Origin of the sequence: Halomicronema hongdechloris C2206 (genome assembly GCF_002075285.3) — a bacterium.
GTDB lineage: Bacteria > Cyanobacteriota > Cyanobacteriia > Phormidesmidales > Phormidesmidaceae > Halomicronema_B > Halomicronema_B hongdechloris.
In genome coordinates, this window is the sequence record NZ_CP021983.2 from 3,495,805 (window position 1) to 3,517,093 (window position 21,289).

19 protein-coding genes and 1 pseudogene are annotated in these 21,289 nt (G+C 57.9%); 11 read left to right on the plus strand and 9 right to left on the minus strand.

What is annotated here, in order from left to right; genetic code table 11:
- Window positions 1-77: 77 nt before the first annotated feature.
- Window positions 78-830 carry a hypothetical protein gene (locus XM38_RS15875; protein ID WP_137455142.1) on the plus strand — a complete coding sequence of 251 codons (753 nt, stop codon included), beginning with the start codon at window positions 78-80 and terminating at the stop codon, window positions 828-830.
- A gap of 9 nt (window positions 831-839) precedes the next feature.
- On the opposite strand, the gene XM38_RS15880 is transcribed toward XM38_RS15875, so the two are convergent.
- Both XM38_RS15880 and XM38_RS15885 read right to left on the minus strand, forming a co-directional pair.
- The gene (locus XM38_RS15880; protein ID WP_088431719.1) at window positions 840-1,334 is read right to left on the minus strand and encodes a DUF427 domain-containing protein; all 495 of its coding nucleotides are present in this window, start codon (window positions 1,332-1,334) and stop codon (window positions 840-842) included.
- A gap of 41 nt (window positions 1,335-1,375) precedes the next feature.
- Entirely contained in the window at window positions 1,376-3,076 is a 1,701-nt protein-coding gene (locus XM38_RS15885; protein WP_088430351.1) for a caspase family protein, read from the minus strand.
- Between the two features lie 207 nt (window positions 3,077-3,283).
- On the opposite strand from XM38_RS15885, the gene XM38_RS15890 reads away from it, so the two are divergent.
- The 6 genes and pseudogenes from XM38_RS15890 to XM38_RS15915 all read left to right on the plus strand — a co-directional run bounded on the left by XM38_RS15890 (window position 3,284) and on the right by XM38_RS15915 (window position 7,199).
- Window positions 3,284-3,694, plus strand: a complete 411-nt coding sequence (locus XM38_RS15890; protein WP_080813490.1) for a hypothetical protein — start codon at window positions 3,284-3,286, stop codon at window positions 3,692-3,694.
- A 93-nt stretch (window positions 3,695-3,787) separates the two neighbouring features.
- Window positions 3,788-4,507, plus strand: coding sequence for a 6-phosphogluconolactonase (pgl, locus tag XM38_RS15895; protein WP_088430354.1), 720 nt, complete (start codon window positions 3,788-3,790; stop codon window positions 4,505-4,507).
- A 157-nt stretch (window positions 4,508-4,664) separates the two neighbouring features.
- Window positions 4,665-5,363, plus strand: coding sequence for an FHA domain-containing protein (locus tag XM38_RS15900; RefSeq protein WP_080813491.1), 699 nt, complete (start codon window positions 4,665-4,667; stop codon window positions 5,361-5,363).
- A 70-nt stretch (window positions 5,364-5,433) separates the two neighbouring features.
- Entirely contained in the window at window positions 5,434-5,904 is a 471-nt protein-coding gene (locus XM38_RS15905) for an FHA domain-containing protein (RefSeq protein ID WP_080813493.1), read from the plus strand.
- A gap of 8 nt (window positions 5,905-5,912) precedes the next feature.
- Window positions 5,913-5,999: pseudogene (locus XM38_RS29055) on the plus strand (lecithin retinol acyltransferase family protein); the annotation flags it as partial.
- Between the two features lie 606 nt (window positions 6,000-6,605).
- Window positions 6,606-7,199, plus strand: a complete 594-nt coding sequence (locus tag XM38_RS15915; RefSeq protein WP_080813494.1) for a DUF3611 family protein — start codon at window positions 6,606-6,608, stop codon at window positions 7,197-7,199.
- 65 nt (window positions 7,200-7,264) lie between these two features.
- Here XM38_RS15915 and XM38_RS15920 read toward each other — a convergent pair whose 3' ends face one another.
- Window positions 7,265-9,466 carry an AAA family ATPase gene (locus XM38_RS15920; protein ID WP_080813496.1) on the minus strand — a complete coding sequence of 734 codons (2,202 nt, stop codon included), beginning with the start codon at window positions 9,464-9,466 and terminating at the stop codon, window positions 7,265-7,267.
- A 629-nt stretch (window positions 9,467-10,095) separates the two neighbouring features.
- On the minus strand, window positions 10,096-10,413 hold the full coding sequence (locus XM38_RS15925; RefSeq protein ID WP_080813499.1) for a hypothetical protein: 318 nt from the start codon (window positions 10,411-10,413) through the stop codon (window positions 10,096-10,098).
- A gap of 158 nt (window positions 10,414-10,571) precedes the next feature.
- Here XM38_RS15925 and XM38_RS15930 point away from each other — a divergent pair, with 158 nt between their 5' ends.
- Together XM38_RS15930 and XM38_RS15935 are read left to right on the plus strand one after the other, a co-directional pair.
- The gene (locus tag XM38_RS15930; protein ID WP_088430358.1) at window positions 10,572-11,165 is read left to right on the plus strand and encodes a pseudouridine synthase; all 594 of its coding nucleotides are present in this window, start codon (window positions 10,572-10,574) and stop codon (window positions 11,163-11,165) included.
- Window positions 11,166-11,658: 493 nt separating this feature from the next.
- Window positions 11,659-13,512 carry a serine/threonine phosphatase gene (locus XM38_RS15935; protein ID WP_088430360.1) on the plus strand — a complete coding sequence of 618 codons (1,854 nt, stop codon included), beginning with the start codon at window positions 11,659-11,661 and terminating at the stop codon, window positions 13,510-13,512.
- Window positions 13,513-13,588: 76 nt separating this feature from the next.
- Here the strand turns inward: XM38_RS15935 and XM38_RS15940 are convergent, their stop codons facing one another.
- Complete coding sequence (locus XM38_RS15940) at window positions 13,589-13,807, minus strand: DUF4327 family protein (protein WP_080813514.1); 219 nt, start codon at window positions 13,805-13,807, stop codon at window positions 13,589-13,591.
- Window positions 13,808-14,106: 299 nt separating this feature from the next.
- Between XM38_RS15940 and thrS the strand changes: the two genes are divergently transcribed.
- Both thrS and thrB read left to right on the plus strand, forming a co-directional pair.
- Entirely contained in the window at window positions 14,107-15,909 is a 1,803-nt protein-coding gene (thrS, locus tag XM38_RS15945) for a threonine--tRNA ligase (RefSeq protein WP_080813505.1), read from the plus strand.
- Window positions 15,910-16,012: 103 nt separating this feature from the next.
- Window positions 16,013-16,945, plus strand: coding sequence for a homoserine kinase (gene thrB / locus XM38_RS15950; RefSeq protein WP_080813507.1), 933 nt, complete (start codon window positions 16,013-16,015; stop codon window positions 16,943-16,945).
- A 563-nt stretch (window positions 16,946-17,508) separates the two neighbouring features.
- Here the strand turns inward: thrB and XM38_RS15955 are convergent.
- From XM38_RS15955 to XM38_RS15970, 4 genes are all read right to left on the minus strand, one after another.
- On the minus strand, window positions 17,509-18,306 hold the full coding sequence (locus XM38_RS15955; RefSeq protein ID WP_187329433.1) for a DUF4912 domain-containing protein: 798 nt from the start codon (window positions 18,304-18,306) through the stop codon (window positions 17,509-17,511).
- Between the two features lie 10 nt (window positions 18,307-18,316).
- Window positions 18,317-18,901: a DUF4912 domain-containing protein gene (locus XM38_RS15960; RefSeq protein ID WP_088430364.1), complete on the minus strand. Its 585-nt coding sequence runs from the start codon at window positions 18,899-18,901 to the stop codon at window positions 18,317-18,319.
- Between the two features lie 253 nt (window positions 18,902-19,154).
- On the minus strand, window positions 19,155-20,063 hold the full coding sequence (locus XM38_RS15965) for a substrate-binding domain-containing protein (protein ID WP_088430366.1): 909 nt from the start codon (window positions 20,061-20,063) through the stop codon (window positions 19,155-19,157).
- A 183-nt stretch (window positions 20,064-20,246) separates the two neighbouring features.
- Window positions 20,247-20,531 carry a hypothetical protein gene (locus XM38_RS15970; RefSeq protein WP_187329434.1) on the minus strand — a complete coding sequence of 95 codons (285 nt, stop codon included), beginning with the start codon at window positions 20,529-20,531 and terminating at the stop codon, window positions 20,247-20,249.
- Window positions 20,532-21,289: the final 758 nt, after the last annotated feature.

Consider the following 21,289-nt stretch of genomic DNA (forward strand, 5'->3'; position numbering starts at 1 on the left):
TGACTGGCGCCATTTCCCCCGTAGCCTTTATTATCAACGGTAATCTGGCATCTTCAGGGCTATACTGAGGGGTTCCTATGACCAAAGTCCACATCGATTTACCTAACTTTCCAGGTCCAGCTGCCAGGACCGCTGAATCTGCGGCAACTACGCCACCGGCCTCTGCTCCTAGGGCGACGACCGCTCCCAAGCCAGATGTGGAACCGCCATCGACGGCTGTGTCGCCCTATCCAGTGCAACCAGGAGTACTGCCGAAACCGACCTTGCCGCGGATGAAGCGCCCTAGTCTGGGTAGCCATCGCCACGATGCCAACGCGGTTCAGGCGATCGACCTCATGCAGACTCTGCAACAGACCATCAGTGGTTGGCATCAACAACTGCGGCAAACCCTGCTAGAGATTCAAGCCCTCTACATGGAAGGGCCCATTGTCGAGGGGTGGCTGGCGCCGGTAGACGACCCTAATCAACCCCTAGCTGCCCCAGGCCTTGACCCTAGCATGTGGCGCCACGGCGACTTGGATCAGGTGAAGCAGCAGGTAGAGCATCTCTGTCGACAGGCGACGCAGCAATCTAGAGCGGCCTCAGCGCCTGCATCTGTCTCTACCTCGTCCGGGTCTCAACAGACCACCCAGTACCAACTCTGTAGTCTGGATGCCGATGGTCGCCTCCAGTGTCAGCCTTGTCCCCCTGAGGAGCTGGCGGTAGTGACTTTGGCCATTGCCCGCCATAAGCAATTGCGGCAGCGGCTGAATCAGAAGGGCTATTTAGAGGCCCGGTTAAAACGGGCGGCGGAGTTGCTGCGCCAGGTGCAGCAGGAATTGACGGCTTAGGGCACTCGTTTACCACCCCCAGGTGCCGGCTCCCCCCTTGAAGGGACCGACGATATCTTGAGTGATCCAGCCGCCGTAGAAGTCTCCCGCTTGAGCCTGTACCTGCTCATCGTTTAAGTAGCAGGCATCCATCTGATTGGGATAGACGGCGATGTAATGTTGGATGGCCTGAAAGGCTGGGGTGGGTTGGGGATAGCACCAGGCGGCATGCTCGGCTCGTCGGTCACCGACGGTAATGGTGAAGTAGGCGGCGGCCCCTTTCCACTCGCAGGCTGTGCGGCGGCGAGTCGGGGTGAAGTATTCCTGGCGCACGTCTTCGGGGGGAATGTAATACACCGGCGGATGGCTGGTCTCTAGCACCCGCTGGGTGCGTTGGCTATCGGCAATGACGACATCGTTAAAGACAACGCGAACCCGCCGGGAGGAGGGTTCCAGGCGAGGAGGACGGGGGTAGTCCCAAACGGACTCTTGGCCGGGACCGGGTTCGATGCGAGAGATAGGCATGGCATTCACGGCATAGACAGCAGACAGAGCGTAGGCAAGGGTCAGAGTTCCTGGCGCCAATTTTGTAGCTCTTGCTGGGCCTGATCGTAGGCAGCGGTGCCCTCGGGGATCAGTTCGGCCGCTGCGATCGCAGCGGCAAACCGTCCCTGGGCGGCTCGGGCCCGAGCAATCACTAGGATATCTTCACTCCACTGATCGATGCGGTCTTGGGCAATCTTGCCCTCGGGAGACGCCGGTGGAATCTGCTGCAGCTGCAGAATCGCCGCTTGAAAGGCAGAGGCCTGGCCCGGTTGCAGTGAGGCCTGGGCCTGTTGCAGGATCTGGCGGTGCTGCTGGCGGTGCTGCCAATATCGAATTCGCTCCTGGGCCATCTGGTGCAGTGTGGGTTGATCGGCAGGCACCAGCTGGGCCGCTGCGATCGCATCCTGGAGATTGCCGGTTGCGGCTCGCCCCTCAGCCAAATCCAAAATGATGCGGCTCCAGCGCAGGATATCTTGCTGGGCCTGCTCATAGCCTGGGTCTTCTGGAGAGACTTGTCTGGCAGTCTTAATGGCATCTACAAACGCCGAGGCCGACAGGGGTTGCAACTGGGTGCGGGCCTGATCCAGAGCGGGTGGGGCCTCCTGATGGCGGCCTAAGTTATCCGGTGTCGGTCGCATCGCCTCCGGGGAGGAGCGGCTCATGGCGGTTTCTGCCAGGGGGGCTTCATCGCCAGCTGCTGATGGCCCATTGCTGGTCGGGGCCGACGGCTCTGGCTCTGGGGCTTGCCCCTGTAACCACTGGGGGGTGTACCCCAGTAAGGCCCCCAGGAGTAGCAATCCTAACCCAGCTAATCCGGGGCGCAGCCAGGCTAGTCGGGTCGGCGCCGGCTGTTCAGCATCCATAGGCCCAGATACCGGGACCAACTCCGAGCCAGAGGGCGGGGTGGGCTCCGGGGCCGTCGTTGCCGCCGCAGTTGGGGCTGGGGCTGACACCGAGCTCTCTGCTGGGGTCTGGCTGACAGTATCTGCCGGTAATACCAGTAAAAATTTCTGCTCCGGTGGCACCACCGCCACTGGATTTTGCACCGGTCGCAGATGATGCCGACTCAATGCTGGCAGGTGATTGGTCACATACTCTGCCAATTGGCTTAGGGTGCGGCAACCCCGATAGCGCAGCCCTTCCAACAAGGCCGCTGTGAACAGGCCATGGCGTAGGGCCAATGTCTCGTAGGAAAACTGCTCGGGCTGGCAAGACAGTAGCAATGGTATGCCTAAGCTCTCGGCCAGCTCCACAGTTTGGACGCCAAGGCGCTGGCCAGGCACAGCCGCCTCACTGCGGTTGATATCGAGCACCACAATTCCATGGCGGGTGGGTAACTGCTTCAGAGTATCAAACACCTGGGCTATAGGAATGGCCGTCTGGGCTGGTTGCCGGGGGTCTCCATCGATGGGAAGCAAATAGTCTTCCCCTTGCCAAACCACTCCATAGCCACTGAAAAACCACCACACCACATCGTCCGCGGCGATGGGACTCTCCAGGAGTTGGGTCAAGGACCGTTGCAGCTGCTGCCGATCTGGATAGCGTCGCTGGGGCTTTACCGCCGGGGAGATGTCACTGAGGAACTGACACCGCTCCGGAGCCATGCCAGCCTCATCGAGGCAAACATTGTGCAGCTCTTCGGCGTCAAACTGAGCAAACAGTAGCGGTTGCAAGGCTTGATATTGGTTGATACCGGCGATAACGGCCCAATAATTCGCCATCCGATTCCCTCTTATTGCGCAATGGTTGATGTGGTCGTGAAATTGACGGATTTCTGCCCAGTGTATAGAGTTAAGGTGCTCAACTGGCAGGTTGCCGCCAGTTACCCCTACTCCAGGTCTCAGGCCACCGTTGATCTGAGGGACACAACCGCTCTCGACCTGGATTTGGAATAGACCTGATGGCTAGTCTATCGAGAGGATTGTGCCATGACACCGCCCATCTGCCTAGAGACATCCCGCCCCTGCCGCCATCCCCTGCCGGCCCTGGCCCTGTCGCTCTTGCTGGGGGTAACCGGTTGGGCTGTGGACACGACAACCCAGCCCCCGGCTGTCCAGGCCTATACGGCTCGGGTCAGCCTGTTTCTGACCCGGGAATTCGGTGAGAGCTATGAGAGCCTGATCCAACGGGCAGAAATCACGGCTCGGGCGGCCACCCAGCGTAGCTTCGATGTCGATCTACTAACCACTGAGGTGATTGTGATGGTGGTCGGCGAGAATCAGGGCCTATCGGTTCCCATTTTGACGCTGCAAGTGTCGCGCAATCAATGGCGTCAGCGCCCCGACCCTCAGTATTGGTCGACCTATTATGAAAATGCTGAGGCCTTGTTGGATTTCTAGTGAGACCAGCAAAGTAAAGCTGACGCAATCCCCGATGCTACCGGATCTAAGCTAGGCTGCTGCCAGCGTCAATACTGCCCTAATGCCATTGCTATGACTGCTCCCCATATTGAAGTTCTACCCGATAAGGCTGCCCTGGTTGAACGGGCACTCACTCTCTCGGTGCAGTTAATCCAAGATGCGATCGCACAGCGGGGCCGCTGTACCCTGGCCCTGGCCGGCGGCAGCACCCCCAAGCCCCTCTACGAAGCCCTAGCCCAGACCAATCTACCCTGGTCATTCCTGCATATTTTTTGGGGAGATGAGCGCTACGTCCCCATCGATCACCCCGACAGCAATGCCGGCATGGCCAAAACTGCCTGGTTAGAGCGGGTCCCCATTCCTCCGCAGCAGATTCATCCGGTCCCCACTGCTGCTGGCGACCCAGCAGCCGATGCCCACCAGTACGAACAGAGCCTGCGTTCTGTTTTCCCTGACGCCGATGTTCCTACCTTTGATCTGATTTTCCTGGGCATGGGTGACGATGGCCATACCGCCTCTCTCTTCCCCCACACCGAGGCCCTGCAGGTCCGAGATCGACTGGTCACCGTCGGCCATAAAGACGGCCAACCCCGGATCACCTTCACCGTTCCCCTGATCAACCAGGCCCGCACCGTGCTGTTTCTCGTGGCCGGTGCCAACAAGCAACATGCCCTCAGTCAGGTGTTTGCCGAGGAAGGTGACGCCCAGATGTTCCCGTCCCGGTTAATTCACTCCCAGTCCCTGTGGTGGCTCTTAGATCATGGGGCGGGTCAGGCCCTATTGCCCCGCTAGGGAGAGTCACCCCTTGCTCCCCTGCTACGAATAGTGGGGTCAAACCTACACCCCAATTTAATAGGAAGCTTCCTAAAAACCTTAAAATCTTTGGTTAAGCTCTGCTATGTGAGCTTGCCTTGTCTTATATCATGAACGCAACCATCGAAAATCTGTCATGATTGTCTGCCCCAACTGCAGCCATGCCAATCCGGAGGCTGCTGTTCAGTGTGAAGCCTGCTATACGCCGTTGCCGACCCTAACCACCTGTCCTAGTTGTGGGGCCTCGGTGCAATCTAATGCTGATTTTTGTGGTCAATGTGGGGCCAGCTTACAAGGGGCCGGCCAGCCTGCCGCCGCCCTGGAGGCTACCCATCCCGATACTCCAGATCTACCAGAGCTGGTGACCCCCGATCCGCTGGTGACGCCAAAGCCACTGTCGCAGCCGTCCAGCTCCACCTCTGCAGACACCCCCTCTCCAGGAGTCTCCTCCCAGCCATCTGCCTCTCCCCAATCGGCCCCAGTGGGAGCTACCCAGCTGCAGGTGAGCCAGGCCCAACTGCTACATGTGCAGACCGATACCCAATTCGATCTCCCCGCCCATTTACCCATCATTCGTATCGGCAAACCCAATGATCGCGTGCCTCCCGATATCGATGTCTCGGGGCTACAGGATTCAGAAATTGTTTCGCGGGTGCATGCCTCTATTCGAGTCGAGGGAGACATCTACTATATTGAGGATGTCGGTAGTTCTAACGGCACCTACATTAATAATGCGCCGCTACCCAGTGGTAATCGCCATCGCTTGCGGGCAGGCGATCGAATCGCCCTCGGTAAAGGAGACAAGGTTTCCTTCATTTTTCAGGTGTCTGGTTAGCTCAGGCGTTTATGATGGCTAGGTGCTCTGCAAACTACTTATCGCGGCCTACGGTTGAGTCGAGTGTAATGTGATCACCCTATCGCTCCTCCATCCCCTTCATAAAACACCGGTTCAACATTGGACATTTGAGGTGGAACCGGTAATTCGCATCGGTCGCTCCTCAGACAATGATGTGATTTTGTATAGTGCCGTAGTATCACGTCATCATGTGGAAATTTACCGTACCCGGGACGGCTGGGAGATTAAGAGCCTAGGTACCAATGGCACCTACCTTGAGGGCAAGCGCATTACCCAAGTTCCGGTAGAAGATGGCATCGTCATCCGTCTAGCCCGTTCCGGCCCGAATATCCAGATTCGTACCAGTCCAGAACAGTCTTCGGCCCTAAAAGCCCTCTTGAACCGCCCCCGATCTCAGCCTCCAGAAGCTGACCCTGACATCCATTTGTCGATACCAACGGAAGTGCCGAAACATATTTTGGAGGAGGCAGAGCCAGACAGCGACGCGGTTCCCGACGATGATACGGACCACCCTCACTAGGTTTCTCCATGGTCCGGGGCGACCAAATTTATGTGATGCGGCAACTCGCTGGCCTACCCGGAGTCTATGAGCACCACGGCATCGACTGTGACGATGCTCATAGACGTCAAGGGGCAGGGGAAGTGGGGGAGTGGGGGAGTGGGGGAGTGGGGGAGTGGAGAGTGAAGGGTGAAGGGTGGAGAGTGGAGGGGCAAGGACAACAGGTAGCGTGGGTCGTTTTACTTAGGAGAATTCTGGGAAAGAAAATACCTTGAGGAGGGGCGCAGGGCCTGCGCCCTTGGGTAACAGCCCATAAAATGGGTAATTTTGTTTCAAGAGATCTCCTTAAGCGAGGGACGTTATAAGTGGCCAGGGAAGGACCCACGGGGAAGGAAGGACGGAGGGCAGAAGGCAGAAAGGTCCATTGCCTCCCTGCCGATGCGACGCGATTCACGACGGCTGATCGACCATCCCGTCCACGGGGTCTAGGGCGGTAGTTCGACTCGGGCGAGTGCTCTGGCTGGTGAATTTAAGGGGGGTCTTATGGATGTTTCCAGAGGAATTAGCCGTTCGGCCGAGCTCAGGCCGAGGCCTGCCCGCAGGGCATAGGGAGAGCAGCGGTTGTAGCTAGGGCTGAAATCCTCCGAATCTTAAAGACGGCATGCTGGCTGTTGCCATTGCCGCTAATCTGGAAGCAGACCATGCGTTGATGCGGAGAGCCTATGCTGGCGAAATCCCAACCCCCTAGACCCCCGTCAGTACTGCAAAAAATTGCCCGAGCCTTTCGCGTATTTGGCTGGATTGGCTTAGCTGTTCAGGTCTGTCTGGCGTTTTTAGCCGTGGTGTCTCTACTGCTGGCCACCTTTGGCCAAAATTTTAGTCCAGACGATAATCCCGGCAATAGCATCGGCATGTTCTGGGCCATTGCCAGTTTGATTGGGTTGGTGGTGGGGTTGGGGCTAACGTCTCGATACACGCTGGTCGGGCGCGCCCTACAACTCGATCCTCAGGTAAAGATTCAGCCCAAAAAGTCTGATGCGATTCAATTGCTACGGCTGGGCATTATGACTGGTGGCGGCGGTATTTTGCTAGGCATCTTAGGGTCAGGCACATCCATTGGGGTAATCGTGGGCAAAACTGTATCTCAGCCACCGGGGGTAGCCATTACCGATCCGGAAAAGATCGTGCGGACTCTGGATGCCCTGGTGATGTTGGCTAATATTAGTCTGATTGCGGCCCATTTTGCCGGCGTCCTAACGGCGCTATGGCTGCTAGAGCGGATTCATTATTACGAAAAGCCAGGTAAAGCTAAGTGAGGGACGGTAGCTTGGATGGTTCTGCAACCTTGCGATCGCATTGAGTGGCGATGATCAGACCCCCATTACCGATGGACGACGAACAAGGCTAGCTGCGATCGCATCGATACGGTCTGCCCCGCTAATTGTCGCTGACAGATGGCTGCAATCGCCTCCAAGTCTGAGGCAGACAGATACTTGCCCAGGCGATCGCGGTAGCTGGGCCGGGAGGTATTGGTGGTAAACCAGCGCTGCAACAGGGCTGGGGAGAGATAGCGCTGGCTGTTGAGGGCCTCGCTGTTGACGCCACAGATGAGACCGGCTTGCTGAAAATGGGCCTGCAGGGTGGTGGCCTTCCAGTCGAAGCGGGGATCGTCCTCGGCCCGCATCAGCTGCTCATCGGCGGCCTGCCAGCGCTGGTAGAGAGCTGAGTCTATCGAGGTGGCCTCGATTAGGGCCGAGGGGCGTTGGCCGCGGCGATAAACGGTCTCGGCCAGGACCAACCGTCCGTTCTCAGGCAAGAGGTCAGCCAGCCTGGCGATGGCTGCGGACTTATCCGGCCGGATGCCTAGCACATGGCGACCGACGATGCGATCGCAGCGGACCCCAGTTAATTGGGTAGGTAACGCCTGCAGGTCCCCCGTGATCACCAGGGGCCGGCTCAGCTCCGGTAACCCAGCTGCCTGTTGCTGCAACCCTTGAGCCTCCGCCTCGGACGCTACCCAGACATAGACCCCGCCCTCCGGCACCTGGCGCACCGCTTCCCAGGTGAGTAAGCCGCTACGCCCCTGCAGGTCTAGAATCACGTGATGGCGTTGGGGCGCGGCCAAGGCAAAGATGCGATCGCGCAGCCACCCTAGTTGACTCCCCGTCTGGGACAGGGTGCGCTGCAACCAACGGTCCCGGACCGGGTCGTCAGGACTGTTGGTCAAGATGTCGGTGTGGGTAGTATCCCCCTCCATTACTGCCGCCAGTTGGGCCTCTCGGCGGCGACAGACCTGTGGTTGGAGCGTGGCCTCATAGCCCTGGCTAGAGGGCTGGTAAAACACCTGCCCCTGCAGGCCGGTGGGCAAGTATTGCTGGGCGACCCAATGCTCTCGGTAGGCATGGGGGTAGAGATAGCCCTGGCCATGGCCAAATCCCTGCTTATCCCGGTTAGCATCCCGCAGCGGATTGGGCACCGCTTGCGGTTGCGCTTGTTCCACAGTGGCCAGAGCATCGAAGAAGGCCATGACGCTGTTGGACTTGGCCGCCGTGGCCAAATAGAGCGTGGCCTGGGCCAGGGGATAGCGGCCCTCTGGCATACCCACTCGATCAAAGGCAGCAGCACAGCTGGTTACCACCGTCACCGCCTGGGGATCGGCGAGGCCAATGTCTTCACTGGCTAAAATCACCAGCCGTCGGAAAACATAGCGGGGGTCTTCGCCGGCGTAAACCATGCGAGCCAACCAATAGAGAGCAGCATCGGGGTCAGACCCCCGGACGCTCTTGATGAAGGCGCTAATGGTATCGAAGTGGGCATCGCCATCCTTGTCATAGAGCACCGCTCGCCGTTGAATTGACTCTTCCGCTACCGCCAAGGAGACCTCGATGGTGCCATCTGCCTGGGGTTCGGTGGTTTCTACCGCCAACTCCAGGGCATTCAGTAAGGCCCGGGCATCGCCATTGGCCACATTGACAAGATGATCTAAGGCTTCCGGCTTCAGCTCTACCAGGCGGTGCCCATAGCCCCGCTCCCCGTCGGCTAGAGCCTGGGCGGCAACGCGCTTCAGGTCTGTTGCCTGTAGGGGCTGCAGCTGAAAGATACGGGAGCGACTGACCAGGGCCTGGTTTACCTCGAAGTAGGGATTCTCGGTGGTGGCCCCAATCAAAATCACGGTGCCATTTTCCACCCAGGGCAGCAGGGCATCTTGCTGGGCTTTGTTGAAGCGGTGCACCTCATCGACAAACAGAATGGTGCGGCGCCCCTGCTGGCCGCGCAAGTCTTGGGCAGTTGCGATCGCATCGCGAATATCCTTCACGCCAGCCAACACCGCATTGATGGCGATGAAGTGGGCCTTGGTGGTATTGGCAATGATGCGAGCCAGGGTGGTTTTACCGGTTCCCGGCGGCCCATAGAAAATCAACGACGATAGCTGATCCGCCTGAATCGCCCGCCGCAGCAGTCGCCCCGGCCCTACCACCGCCTCCTGGCCGATGAACTCATCCAACGTCCGCGGCCGCATCCGCGCCGCTAGCGGTGCTTCGGTGTCAATCTGCGCTTCACGGTGGTGGTCAAACAAATCCATACTGCTGTGCAAACGGAATAGTGTAGATGATGAATTCCATCGAAGGGGAATGGCAACATCTGCAGCAGGACGAACTCGGTGGACAGATGTTTGAGAGTGAATCGGAACTTGCTGATCACGTCGCCCTGGGGCTAGAGTAACGAGGCAAGACTCATGGTCACGCAACTCAATATGTGACTGTCAAGATCGTTTGATACATTGGGCCACTCGTCTGAAGTGGGATGGCATAGAGTATGCTCAGCAGCCGATGGGCTGCGGCCCCCTTTGCAACAGATGGCTCAGCTTCAAGCGGAAGTCGCCTTTGCCGATGCTCACGATAGTATCGACAAGATCGTCGCTCAAATCCCAGCCCTAAGGCGGCTACTCGATCGTTGATAGGCTTAACACGGCAGCCCCTGGCCCGACTCGCTGGCCAGAGGCAGGGCGATGGCTGTGCGGCTGCCGCCGTGTTACTGGCGCTATCAAGTGCAGCATATTAAAAATTCAGCCCTCACGTCACGCTATCGAGCCGCGAGTAGTTGGGCTGAGACTCGCTGTCGCCAACAGCCGTGTCCTTAACTCAAAATGCTGGCTGAGCATCATGGCCGCCAGCACTCGATTATTGTGACTAAATTGCCCCATTAGCTAGCTTAGCTAGCGGCTTCCGCCGGGCGACTGTTGATCTGATTATTATTATTAGAGGATTGACTGGTCTCGGTAGCAGGGTCTACTGTGACAAACTCGATATGATTCACCAGAGTAGTCACGAAGGCAAACAGCAGAAAGGGCAACGACAGCACTAAGATAAGGCCAACGACAGCTATGGCAAAGACGGGTTGCTTTGCTCCCATCAGCGCCAGGGCTGCTGCCAAGCTAATAATGAGCATCACTAACCAGACGATGATCTGGCCGTAAATATCGCCAAAGGTGAGTGTGCATCTAAAGCGGTATCTCTGTGCCTTATCCATGGTGTGTCTCACAAAAATGCAATCGATACCTCAGGATATCGGCCCCGATGAAGTCACTACAGAAACCACAGCATTTCTAAACATTTTTATAGAGACTAAAGCCCGCGTTAGATCCGGGGCTAGGTCTTTGTAGCGACAGTAGTACGACTCTCCAACGGATGCCCTATCGTTATCTACTATTCTATAAGCCCTATCACGTTCTCAGTCAGTTTCGGGCTCCTGATTCTCAACGATCTACCCTGCAGGACTATATTCCGACAAAAGGCGTGTATCCTGTGGGGCGTCTAGATTACGACAGTGAGGGCCTGATGTTACTGAGCGATCATGGACAACTGCAGCATCGCCTTAGCCACCCTCGCTACGGTCATCCTCGCACCTACTGGGTTCAGGTAGAGCATTTGCCTGGAGAAGCGGCTTTGGAGCAGCTGCGTCGGGGCGTGACGGTCCAGGGGAAATTGACCCAGCCAGCCCAGGTACGACGGCTCTTTCCGGAACCGCGGTTACCTCCCCGGGACCCGCCGATTCGCGTTCGTAAAACAGTGCCCACGGCCTGGATAGAAGTGACCCTGGGGGAAGGTCGAAATCGCCAGGTACGGCGGATGACAGCGGCCGTAGGGCATCCTACCCTGCGACTAGTTCGAGTTGCCATTGCCCATTTGCAGCTAGCGGGACTCACCCCAGGAGAATGGCGCTTTCTCACGGATCAGGAGCAAGCATCGCTGCTAGCCCTGATGAAACGCCAACCTGAATAGGCCCAGAGACTACCGTTGGGGTTGAGATCTAGGGGTAGCATTGGGATCACAGGGTAAGTGCCACATCTTCTATCGGCATTCTCGGGGAGCTGAGCATCTCCTAGGACCGAGGGGGTATGGTGTAAATCGCATCCAAACCCAGATCTAAATCCAGAATCTGACGGTTTCCCTGGGGAAATAACCGCGCTCAAGTCGGATTTAGTATAGATTCGACAAAGTTGTCGGTTTTCTCGATAGGGACGTGAATGATGGAGTTGGGGTTAGCGAGGGGATTGTCGAGGGTGTTTGCGCAGCCAAGCCGTAGCAATGTTCGCTTGAGTTGCTGGAATCAGCGACGATTACGGTGAGATACCCCTATACCAGTCCAGACCTGATGGGTTGCTCAGAAAATGCCATTGTCTCTGAGCTGGCCTTGGCATACCACCTCTCTCTTCTAGTGTCTGGAGTCTTTACACCAGGATATTCAAGGTCACTGCTTTAGCATTTGATTGTCATGTTTGTGTGTCCTCACTGCCAGTTTAAAAATCCCCATCAGAATCGATTCTGCCAACAGTGCGGTGAGCCGCTGCAGCTCTGGCGAGCCATTCTGAGTCCGATATCGTCGACAGATAACATCGCCCAGTTTTCTTTGGACGCCAGCTATCTCGATACCCAGCAACAGCGCTATCAGCTCCCTATTCCTCTACCCGCGTTGCCCTCTGGGACAGAGGTGGAATTTTTAGTGTTGGATTGTCAGCCAGAGATGCCGTCGGCCCTGGATACCATTGATGCTACGGAGACCTCTGAACAGTTGTTGGAGGAAGATACTCTGGTCGATGTGCCAAAGCTGGCCTATCCCTATTTGCTCTTGCAGGCTCACTTTTTCCCAGCGATTCCCGATCTCCACACGGCCTGGCAAACAGATACTCACGCGGTACTGCTGATAGAAGATCGCTCCCAATGGCAGAAGCTAACGGAGTTGTGGGGCCAGGAAAGTGTTGCTCCCTTGGAACGGGTGCATTGGTTGTACGAGATGGCGGAGTTATGGGATGCCTTGAAGGATTGGGATGCCCAATCCAGTTTGCTAGAGCAGGATAACCTGCGGGTAGATGATGATCAAATTCTTTGTCTGAGGCGGTTGTACTCTACTCCTGCAACTCAGCATACGCTGCAAGATCTGGGGCTGTTCTGGCACCGCTTGCTACGGCAGGGGGGGCAGGCGGCGGTCCCCGCTTTGGTGAATTTGGCGTTGGCGGTCAGCAATGGTGACATCACGACCGCCACCGACATCAAGGCCCAGCTGGCTGACATTGCCGAGGACTTGCCCACCGATGACGATGAGGTAACAACGCCCGATGCCTTGCCCAGATCAGCTGCTCGGGAGCCGATGCCGATGTCGGCGGCAGAGGAAAGGGAGGGGTTAATGTCTCAGGAATGGGATGAGCTAACCGATGAGCTAACCCTGGATGAGTTGGATCAGGCGTCTGAGGCTGATGAGACTGCTGAAGGATCTGACTACCCCACCATGGTACTGCCCATGAAGCTGGTTAGTCTCGATCATATTGGCCAGACCCATGTGGGCTGCCAGCGTGACCACAATGAAGACTTTTTCTGTGCCCTGACTGAGTTGTGTAAGGTGGATAGTCCCGAAGACGCCACGTTGTCAGCGCGAGGGTTGTATGTGTTGTGTGATGGCATGGGGGGACACGCAGGGGGAGAAGTTGCCAGCGCCCTGGCTGTTAAAACGCTGCAGACCTACTTTCGGGAGCATTGGGATGACTTGCCAAGCCAGGCGAGTCTGCAGGAGGCAATTGAACAGGCTAACCAGGCTATTTTTGAGCTGAACCAAGCTGAGAGTCGCTCGGGTAGTGGTCGCATGGGCACGACACTGGTGATGGTGATGCTGCAGGATACCCAAGCAGTGGTGGCCCATGTCGGAGATAGTCGCCTCTATGGCTATACTCGTCGTTTGGGCCTAAAGCAAATCACTCTAGACCACGAGGTCGGTCAGCGGGAGATTCAACGGGGGGTTGAACCGGCGATTGCCTACACTCGCCCCGATGCCTATCAGCTGACCCAGGCCCTAGGACCGCGAGATCACCATAGCATCGTTCCTAGCATCCAATATTTTGATATTGCAGAGGATACGCTATTTCTACTGTGCTCTGATGGCCTCAGTGATAATGACCTGCCAGAACGTTACTGTGAGACTCATGTGGCACCGTTGTTGCGATCGCATACTGACTTAGACGAAGGTGTAGCTCAACTCATCGATCTAGCCAACGAACACAATGGCCATGACAACATCACCGTCGTCGCCATTCGCCTGAAGCTGCGGCCCAACCTAGAAGAGATGCCTAACCGCTGAGGCCAGACATCATTACAGGCATCATTAGAGTAGCGTCGGGACACTAGATAATAGGATGTCCCTGCAGGAAATAGCCCTATTCTTCCCAGCTCTCTACAGCTAGTAGCTCTTCGATCGGATCCTGGGTAGTAAAGTCAAATTCTTCAAGTTCTCGACGCCAGTAAGCCCAGTCGTTCCCGAATAGTAAGGCAATCTTCCAGAGAGGATCATGGGACTTCACCACCTTGGAATTTACCAAGGATTGAACCTGCCGTTGGAACTTCATCATGGGATGAGCAACCTGTTGGTTGGTCATAGTGTCTTGCATAATTGAGTTTTACAAATCCTGACGGGTGTACAGTAATCCCCAGTCGACACAACCATTTGAAGCTGTGGTCGCCGCCGGGAATCTCGCTTCCAGCATATCAGCATAACACAGGATGCTCCGCAAAGGACTTGCTTAGATACTGGCTCCTTGATCGTTCCTATCGCTAAGATGGAACCGTGCCCCCCGGTGGGCTTGAGTCGCTGCCTAAGATTTAAGATCTCAGATCCAGATGCAGTGGCTGATACACTCATCAGTAGACTTCATCGCGGCATTTAGACTATCTTCCTATGGCTGATTCCAGCGCTTCTGCGGCTTCCCCCGTATCGTTACCTCGTACCAGTGAATCGGAGACGCTTAAGCGGATTCGCCATACCTTTTCCCATGTCATGGCGATGGCGGTGCAGCGGCTGTTTCCGAAGGCTCAGGTGACCATTGGCCCCTGGATTGATTACGGCTTTTACTACGATTTCGATCATCCCGAGCCCTTTACGGAGCAAGACCTCAAGGCCATCAAGAAGGAGATGATTAAAATCATCAAGCAGGGATTGCCATTAGTGCGGGAAGAGGTCAGCCGGGAAGAAGCCAAGCGGCGCATCGAAGCCCTGGGGGAACCTTACAAGCTAGAGATCTTAGCAGACCTGCAAGAGCCCATTACTCTCTACCACTTGGGGGACAAGTGGTGGGATCTCTGTGCCGGTCCCCACGTAGAGACCACCAAAGATCTGCACCCCAAAGCCTTCGATCTGGAAAGTGTAGCTGGTGCCTATTGGCGCGGAGATTCTCAGCGAGCTCAGTTGCAGCGTATCTATGGCACCGCCTGGGAGACACCGGAACAGCTGGCGGAGTACAAGCGGCGTCGGCAGGAAGCCAAGCGCCGCGATCATCGTAAATTGGGCAAGGAGCTAGGCCTGTTCCTCTTCGCCGATGAGGTAGGCCCGGGATTGCCCCTGTGGACCCCCAAAGGCACCATTCTGCGTTCGACCCTGGAAGATTTTCTGAAGCAAGAGCAAGTCAGCCGCGGCTATCTGCCGGTGGTGACTCCCCATATCGGGCGGGTAGAGCTGTTTAAGATTTCGGGACACTGGCAGAAGTACAAAGACGATCTGTTCCCAATGATGGGGGATTCTGAGGATGAGGGCTTTGTGCTGAAGGCGATGAATTGCCCCTTTCATGTGCAGATCTATAAGTCAGTGCTGCGGTCCTATCGGGATTTGCCGCTGCGACTGGCGGAATTTGGCACCGTCTATCGCTATGAGCAATCGGGAGAGTTGGGGGGACTGACTCGGGTACGGGGCTTTACCCAGGACGATGCTCACCTATTTGTCACCCCCGAGCAATTGGATGATGAGTTTCTCAAGGTGGTCGATCTAATCCAGGCGACACTGAAGGCCCTGAAACTGGACAATGCTTTCCGAGCCCGCCTCAGTTTCCGCGATCCGGATTTGGATAAGTACATCGGTGATGATGCCGCCTGGACCAAGGCCGAAAATGCCATCCGCCGAGCGGTAGAGACCCTGGGCATGGACCATTTCGAAGGCATTGGTGAGGCGGCGTTCTATGGTCCCAAGCTGGACTTCATCGTCACCGATGCCCTGGAGCGGGAGTGGCAATTGGGCACCGTGCAGGTGGACTATAACCTGCCCCAGCGCTTTGAGTTGGAGTACGTGGCCGAGGATGGCTCGCGGCAACGGCCGGTGATGATTCACCGGGCTCCTTTTGGTTCCTTAGAAAGGTTAATTGGCATCTTGATTGAAGAGTATGCTGGCGATTTTCCCCTGTGGTTGGCGCCAGTGCAGGTGCGCTTGTTGCCTGTCACCAGCGAACAACTGGGCTACAGCAACCAGGTGGCCGACCAACTGCGCAGCCAAGGCGTGAGGGTGGAAGTAGATACTAGCGGCGATCGCCTCGGCAAGATGATTCGCAATGCCGAGAAGGCCAAAATCCCGGTGATGGCGGTGATCGGCGCTAAGGAAGTGGCGGCCAACAGCCTCAGTGTGCGCACCCGCGCCTCGGGAGAATTGGGCACGCTGCCGGTGGCAGGGGTAGTGCAGCGGTTGAGTGATGCGATCGCACAGCGCCAAGACTTCTAACCTGCATGGGCTGAAAGCGGCTCCTCCCTAGCGACCTCAGCAACGTGGCCCCAAAAAGGTGATAGGATGCCTCTCGCCTATATCTCATCACTGCCACAGTGTCATGGTTGCTGCACCGATTATCGTGTCCGTTCCAGCTACGACGGCTAACCTAGGGCCGGGTTTCGATTGCCTAGGGGCCGCCCTGAACTTACAGAACCACTTTCAGTTCACATCACTGTCGGCAGCACCAGATACGGTCGACATCGTGGTGCAGGGCTCAGAGGCTGAGCGTCTGGCCACCGACGCTAGCAATTTGGTCTACCGGTCCTTCGCTGCCCTGTTTCGCCAGTTGCAGCAATCTCCGCCTGCCGTTCGCATCGATATCGACTTGCGGGTGCCCCTGGCCCGGGGGTTGGGGAGTTCCTCTACGGCTATCGTTGGTGGCTTGCTGGGCGCCAATGCCATGGCCGGTAGTCCTCTGGATGTGGAGGCCATTGCCCGCCTAGCCACTGAACTGGAAGGCCATCCCGATAACGTGATACCGGCTTTGTTGGGAGGCTGTCGCCTGGCAGTCAGCCATGGGGAGGGAGGTTGCACCCTCTGTGAGGTGCCCTGGCATCCAGAGGTCATCCCGGTAGTGGCGATTCCTGAGTTTGAGCTATCTACGGCGGCGGCCCGGCAGGTATTGCCCCAACACTATAGTCGAGCCGATGCCATCTTCAATCTGGCCCATATGGGCCTATTGATCCGGGCTTTAGAAACCGGCAATGGCGACTGGCTGCGGCAGGCCCTGTGCGATCGCATCCATCAGCCCTATCGCCAATCCCTGATTCATGGCTATGGGGCAGTAGCCATGGCAGCTCGTGCAGCCGGAGCCTATGGCGTGGTCATCAGCGGCGCCGGCCCCACCCTCCTAGCCCTAACATCTGCTGCTCAAGCAACTTCTGTCCAGCAGGCCATGGCCGAAGGTTGGCAACAGCAAGGCATCGCCTGTCAAGTGCTGCAGTTGTGCATTGATGCCCAGGGCGCTCGGTATGCAGAGTTCCCACCTTGACGGCTGCAACTCCCGATAGCTCAGAGGGAGTGCTCGATTGCCCCGGCAGTGCAGATATAGCCGAGGAGGGACACGAGATCTTGTGTCCCTTTTGATTGATGCCCTACCCCATGGCAAATGGGACGCTCTCCGTAGTGTCCCGGAGGCCATGGCGTCCGGAAATGCCCAGGATAGAACTGAAGGTATGAATAGCGTTCTTAGGGTATTTCATGGGCCGACAATCTTCTCATCAATGCCCCCACTGCCATCACTCTGACCTCAAAAGCACTGGGGTCAGGGGCATTCGTAAGTGTTCAGCCTGCGGTGCCTTTGTCGACCTGCGTCGACGCCACTGGTTGCGACGATGGCTGTCGGCTTAAGAGATGATTTGCAAACGGCGTGGGCCCTGCACTCAGCGTGACCGAAGGTCGCCCCATCCAACGTGACATTTTGGCGCGACATTTTTGGCAAGCAGCCTAGCTAATTTGCTGGAATCCGGGTGGCGCTTCCCTTGCCCGGAATGACCCATTGCAGCCTCTATCAATAGTCGTAAGATTGGACGTTCTCAGCGTTGAGCAAATCGCCTATGCATCTGCATCCGGCAGAATTAGTAGACTAATCTGCCCTAGTCTGGCCTCTACCTGAGTGTCTACCACCAGGGCACTGAGTTGGGTTGGCTCGAGAACATCTAGGGTGAGGGTATCGGCATAGCCATTGAGTACCACCCAGGCGATAGTCGTCTCAACGCCGGTTTTGTGCAGGATGAACTGGCCGCCGTGCAACCACACCAGCACCCAGGGCTCGGGCTCGAATTGGCTATTGCCAAAGCAGCTCACGCCCCCCTTCTCGATACCGATTAAATAGGTGCCCGGCACCAGGGAGGTGGTAGTGGCTACCTGTTCTAAACTAGATGTTTGCTCGGCATCTAGGCCATAGCTGTGCTGTTGGCTATCGATGGTGAGGTGCTGTTGGCAGCCTACCCGGAGTGGAGTCCTCGGCAGGGATGGGGCTGGGGGAAAGGAGGCGGGCTCAACCGGAGCGGATATCGCCTCGGGGGCATCAGTGGCATGGGCGGACTCAGTGACCTCGGTAATCGAGGCCCGTTGATGGAGAGACCGCACCAACCCATGCCACTGGCCCTCGGGGGTGTAGTAGCCTAACTCGGCCACATAGTCGCGCTCTCCGACAGGAGCGGTGATTCGCAGGGATGAGAGTCCTTCACAGGGATAGTCATAGACCGCGTGGGCGGGTTGTCGATCTAGGTCAATGGCGGTGGCGTCATAGAGGCGCAGGCCGAGAGGCAGCTTGCGATCGCATAGGGTTGCCCGCACGAGATCGGGCAGGGTCCACTGGGCCAGTAAGACTTGCTGGGGCTGGGCCACAAGGCTGAGGCTAGCGGCTGAGGCAGCCTGTCGCAACTCGGGGCTGTCGGCCCAAACGGAAGGTTGATCTACCTGGTCGGCCCCGGGCAGAGATTTCCTCTGGCGCCACGATGGGCTCAGTAGTGTTGTCTGCAACCTCAAGGGCAGACTCGGAGGGAGCCGTCGGAGCGGCTATGCGGGCATGCAGGGAGCGCCCCAGACGAATCCAGTGGTGCTCGGCATCGGTGCAGCCCAACTCGGCCACATAGTCGCGGTCATAGGCGGCCACCTGAATCGGTAGGGTCCCCGATATCCCGGCAACGGGGATAGTTTGGGTGTGATGGGGAGGCTGATGATCGAGATCGATGGCGGTGGCATCATGCAGCTTTAGCACCAGGGGAACTGCTGCCAGGCGCGCCGCCGCCTGCGCTGGGTCTGAAAAGGTCCAGGTCACCGCCCAGGCGTCCGTGGCCAGGGGCTGTAGGGCGATCTGAGCCGTTGGCCAGGGGGAATCTGGGGATTGGGGTTCCCCTGCCGGGGGCGAATCACCTGCGTCTGCTGGGGCAGCCGCGGCAGCGGCCAGACCGCCGGCCAGGGCTGCCCCCTGAGTATCCATCCGCGCTGGGGCAGGGGGAGGCTCCGCTGGAGGACTCTCAGGCGATGGCTCAGCCACTGCCTCTGGGGCAGGGATAGACTCGGTTGCAGTGTCTTCAGGTGCGGGACTGGTGGATACGGCGGTGGTGAGGGGCAGATCTGCCCCAGCAGCAGTGGATGCTGGAGGAGAGGCTGGGCTGGAGCCAGAAATAGTAGCATCTGCATTGACATCTGCATCTGCTTCCGGAGCAGATGTTGCCGCCGAGGTCGGTGTCTCAGCCCTGGAGACTCGGCCCCTGGAGACTCGGCCCCTGGAGACTCGGCCCTGGAGGGCTGTAGGAGAGCGGTGCCTGAGTTGAGGGGGCGGACCGGCGACTCCGCCACAGCCAGTAGAGCAGCGGCAGGCCTAGCAGTGGCAACAGTAGCCACCACCACTGCCCAGGGGAAGTATCTGCCGTTGGGGCTTCGGCAGTGGTGCCTGGAGCCGTCGACACCGGATCGTCTGGGCCAGGGCCGGTGGGTTCAGGGGCAGTCTCTTCGCCGGGGTCTGGGGGCTGGGAGGTCGGGGGCTCCGCCTCTGAGGTGTCGCTGCCGCCCTCACCGGCAGCTGCCTCATCGGCGGTTGCTAAGCCAGCGTCTCCCGACGCTGGCGTTGACGCTAGGGCCTGGTCGATGGCCTCGCGGTTGAGGGGATCGGTGGCGACGCCGAAGAAGGCCCGCAGCACCGGATCAGGGTCAGGACCTGCATAGACATAGGCGAGGTTCCCCTGGATGGGATGCGATCGCAACCCCTGCAGCCGCTCTTGGGGCGTCAACGGCCGCTGCACCGCGGCTAAATCTAGGGTACCAGCGGCGACGGCAGCCAAGGCAGCGTCGGGGGCGAGGGTGACCAGATCTACCGTGGTGCCAGGATATTGCTGGGTAAAGGCCCTGCCCAACTGCTGATTGAGACTGGCCAGGGTATCGCTGCCACCAATACGTAGGGTGGTACCCTGCAGAGTCTCCCTGGCGGTGGGTGGTGATTCCCCTGCAGCTGCCTCGGGTTCGGCGGACTCTGGCACCACCAGATAGGTGTTATCGGAGGCCAGGACAACGGTCCTCACCCCCCCAAACGGAATGGTAGACAGCGACAGCAATAGTCCAATGGCGACAGGACGTTGCCCTAGCGACCACCCATGTCCCATAGTCCGGTCTCCCTAGCGTGGCATCTCAGCAAAACAGTTTGACTCCCATGACAGCCCTACTCGGCTCGGGGGCTGGGACAGCGTTTATCGGTCCTTCAGGATGGAGAGCACCCCCTGGCCCTTGCTGGCGTTGGCCTTGGGCATCGAAGAATAGCCCACATAGGGTAGTGGTTTCCAGCACTTCTAGGGTAAGGGTATCGTCATAGCCATGCAGGGACGACCCAGGTGGCTCCCACTTCTGATATTGGTCTTCCTATTGATAAACTGGCCGCCGTAGATCCAGAGCAATACCCAGGGGGCTTGCTCCCAGGATTGGGCCTCGGGGCCGTGGCGCCACCCTCCCTGCTCAATGCGGATGATGTATAGCCCTGGCTCCAGGGGAATGGCATTGGTGCCTGACTGTAGTTGCCCGAGGCGGGCCTCATCTAATACATAGCAGTGGGCTCGGCTATCGACGGTTAACCGCACGGGTTCACTCCTCACAAGATGCTGACACGAAAAATCTAGAGCTAACGCCAGAGGTAAATCTCAGAGGTTAGGTCATCTCTAGGATGGAAATATCCACCTGACCGCTATTGTCTTCCCGATAGGTATCTAGGAACAGGGCCCAGAGATGGGTAGGCTCCAGGACTCGCAGTACCAGGGCATCGCCATAGCCGTTCAAGACTGCCCAGATGCTAGCCACCTCGACCCCGGTTTGCTTATTAATCACACGGCCTCCATGAATCCACAGCACCACCCAGGGTTCGGGAGCAAATCCCTGGCCGTCGCTCCAATAGCCAAAAGCACCCTGGCTAATCCGGATCATATAATCGCCCGGTGTCAGGGAGGTGGTGTTGGCGGTGGACTGCAGGCTGGCCAACTGCTGCGTGTCTAAGCCATAGCAATGTGGTGGAGCCTCAATCACCAGGCGACGATAGGTGCATTCCTGACAGCTATTGAGCAGGGCGTCTCTGAGTAGGGCGACGGCATCGGTGGGATCAGCACCCAGGGTGCGACTGAGGCCCCCGGTGCTCTGGGCCAGGCGACTCTGGCTATTCCAGACAGCGGTGTCATCCCGTGGTGTCCAGTCGGTGTGGAGCCTCACCTGGTTTTGGTGGGCCCTAGCGATCAGGGACGCGGTTGCCAAGTCAGCCTCTCTCAGTCCGTCACTATCGGTAGCCCCCAGGATCCAGATGGCCCGGGTTGCCTCTAGGCGCCAGCCGCCGTGGTCCACCAGGATTTCC

Excerpts from the sequence above, each read along its gene's own strand:
- XM38_RS15890 (WP_080813490.1), top strand. The coding sequence starts at position 3,284 with ATGACACCGCCCATCTGCCTAGAGACATCCCGCCCCTGCCGCCATCCC.
- XM38_RS15885 (WP_088430351.1), bottom strand. The coding sequence starts at position 3,076 with ATGGCGAATTATTGGGCCGTTATCGCCGGTATCAACCAATATCAAGCC.
- XM38_RS15875 (WP_137455142.1), top strand. The coding sequence starts at position 78 with ATGACCAAAGTCCACATCGATTTACCTAACTTTCCAGGTCCAGCTGCC.
- XM38_RS15925 (WP_080813499.1), bottom strand. The coding sequence starts at position 10,413 with ATGGATAAGGCACAGAGATACCGCTTTAGATGCACACTCACCTTTGGC.
- XM38_RS15880 (WP_088431719.1), bottom strand. The coding sequence starts at position 1,334 with ATGCCTATCTCTCGCATCGAACCCGGTCCCGGCCAAGAGTCCGTTTGG.
- XM38_RS15935 (WP_088430360.1), top strand. The coding sequence starts at position 11,659 with ATGTTTGTGTGTCCTCACTGCCAGTTTAAAAATCCCCATCAGAATCGA.
- thrB (WP_080813507.1), top strand. The coding sequence starts at position 16,013 with ATGGTTGCTGCACCGATTATCGTGTCCGTTCCAGCTACGACGGCTAAC.
- XM38_RS15940 (WP_080813514.1), bottom strand. The coding sequence starts at position 13,807 with ATGACCAACCAACAGGTTGCTCATCCCATGATGAAGTTCCAACGGCAG.
- XM38_RS15900 (WP_080813491.1), top strand. The coding sequence starts at position 4,665 with ATGATTGTCTGCCCCAACTGCAGCCATGCCAATCCGGAGGCTGCTGTT.
- XM38_RS15965 (WP_088430366.1), bottom strand. The coding sequence starts at position 20,063 with ATGGGACATGGGTGGTCGCTAGGGCAACGTCCTGTCGCCATTGGACTA.
- XM38_RS15960 (WP_088430364.1), bottom strand. The coding sequence starts at position 18,901 with ATGGATACTCAGGGGGCAGCCCTGGCCGGCGGTCTGGCCGCTGCCGCG.
- XM38_RS15920 (WP_080813496.1), bottom strand. The coding sequence starts at position 9,466 with ATGGATTTGTTTGACCACCACCGTGAAGCGCAGATTGACACCGAAGCA.
- XM38_RS15930 (WP_088430358.1), top strand. The coding sequence starts at position 10,572 with ATGCCCTATCGTTATCTACTATTCTATAAGCCCTATCACGTTCTCAGT.
- thrS (WP_080813505.1), top strand. The coding sequence starts at position 14,107 with ATGGCTGATTCCAGCGCTTCTGCGGCTTCCCCCGTATCGTTACCTCGT.
- XM38_RS15915 (WP_080813494.1), top strand. The coding sequence starts at position 6,606 with ATGCTGGCGAAATCCCAACCCCCTAGACCCCCGTCAGTACTGCAAAAA.
- pgl (WP_088430354.1), top strand. The coding sequence starts at position 3,788 with ATGACTGCTCCCCATATTGAAGTTCTACCCGATAAGGCTGCCCTGGTT.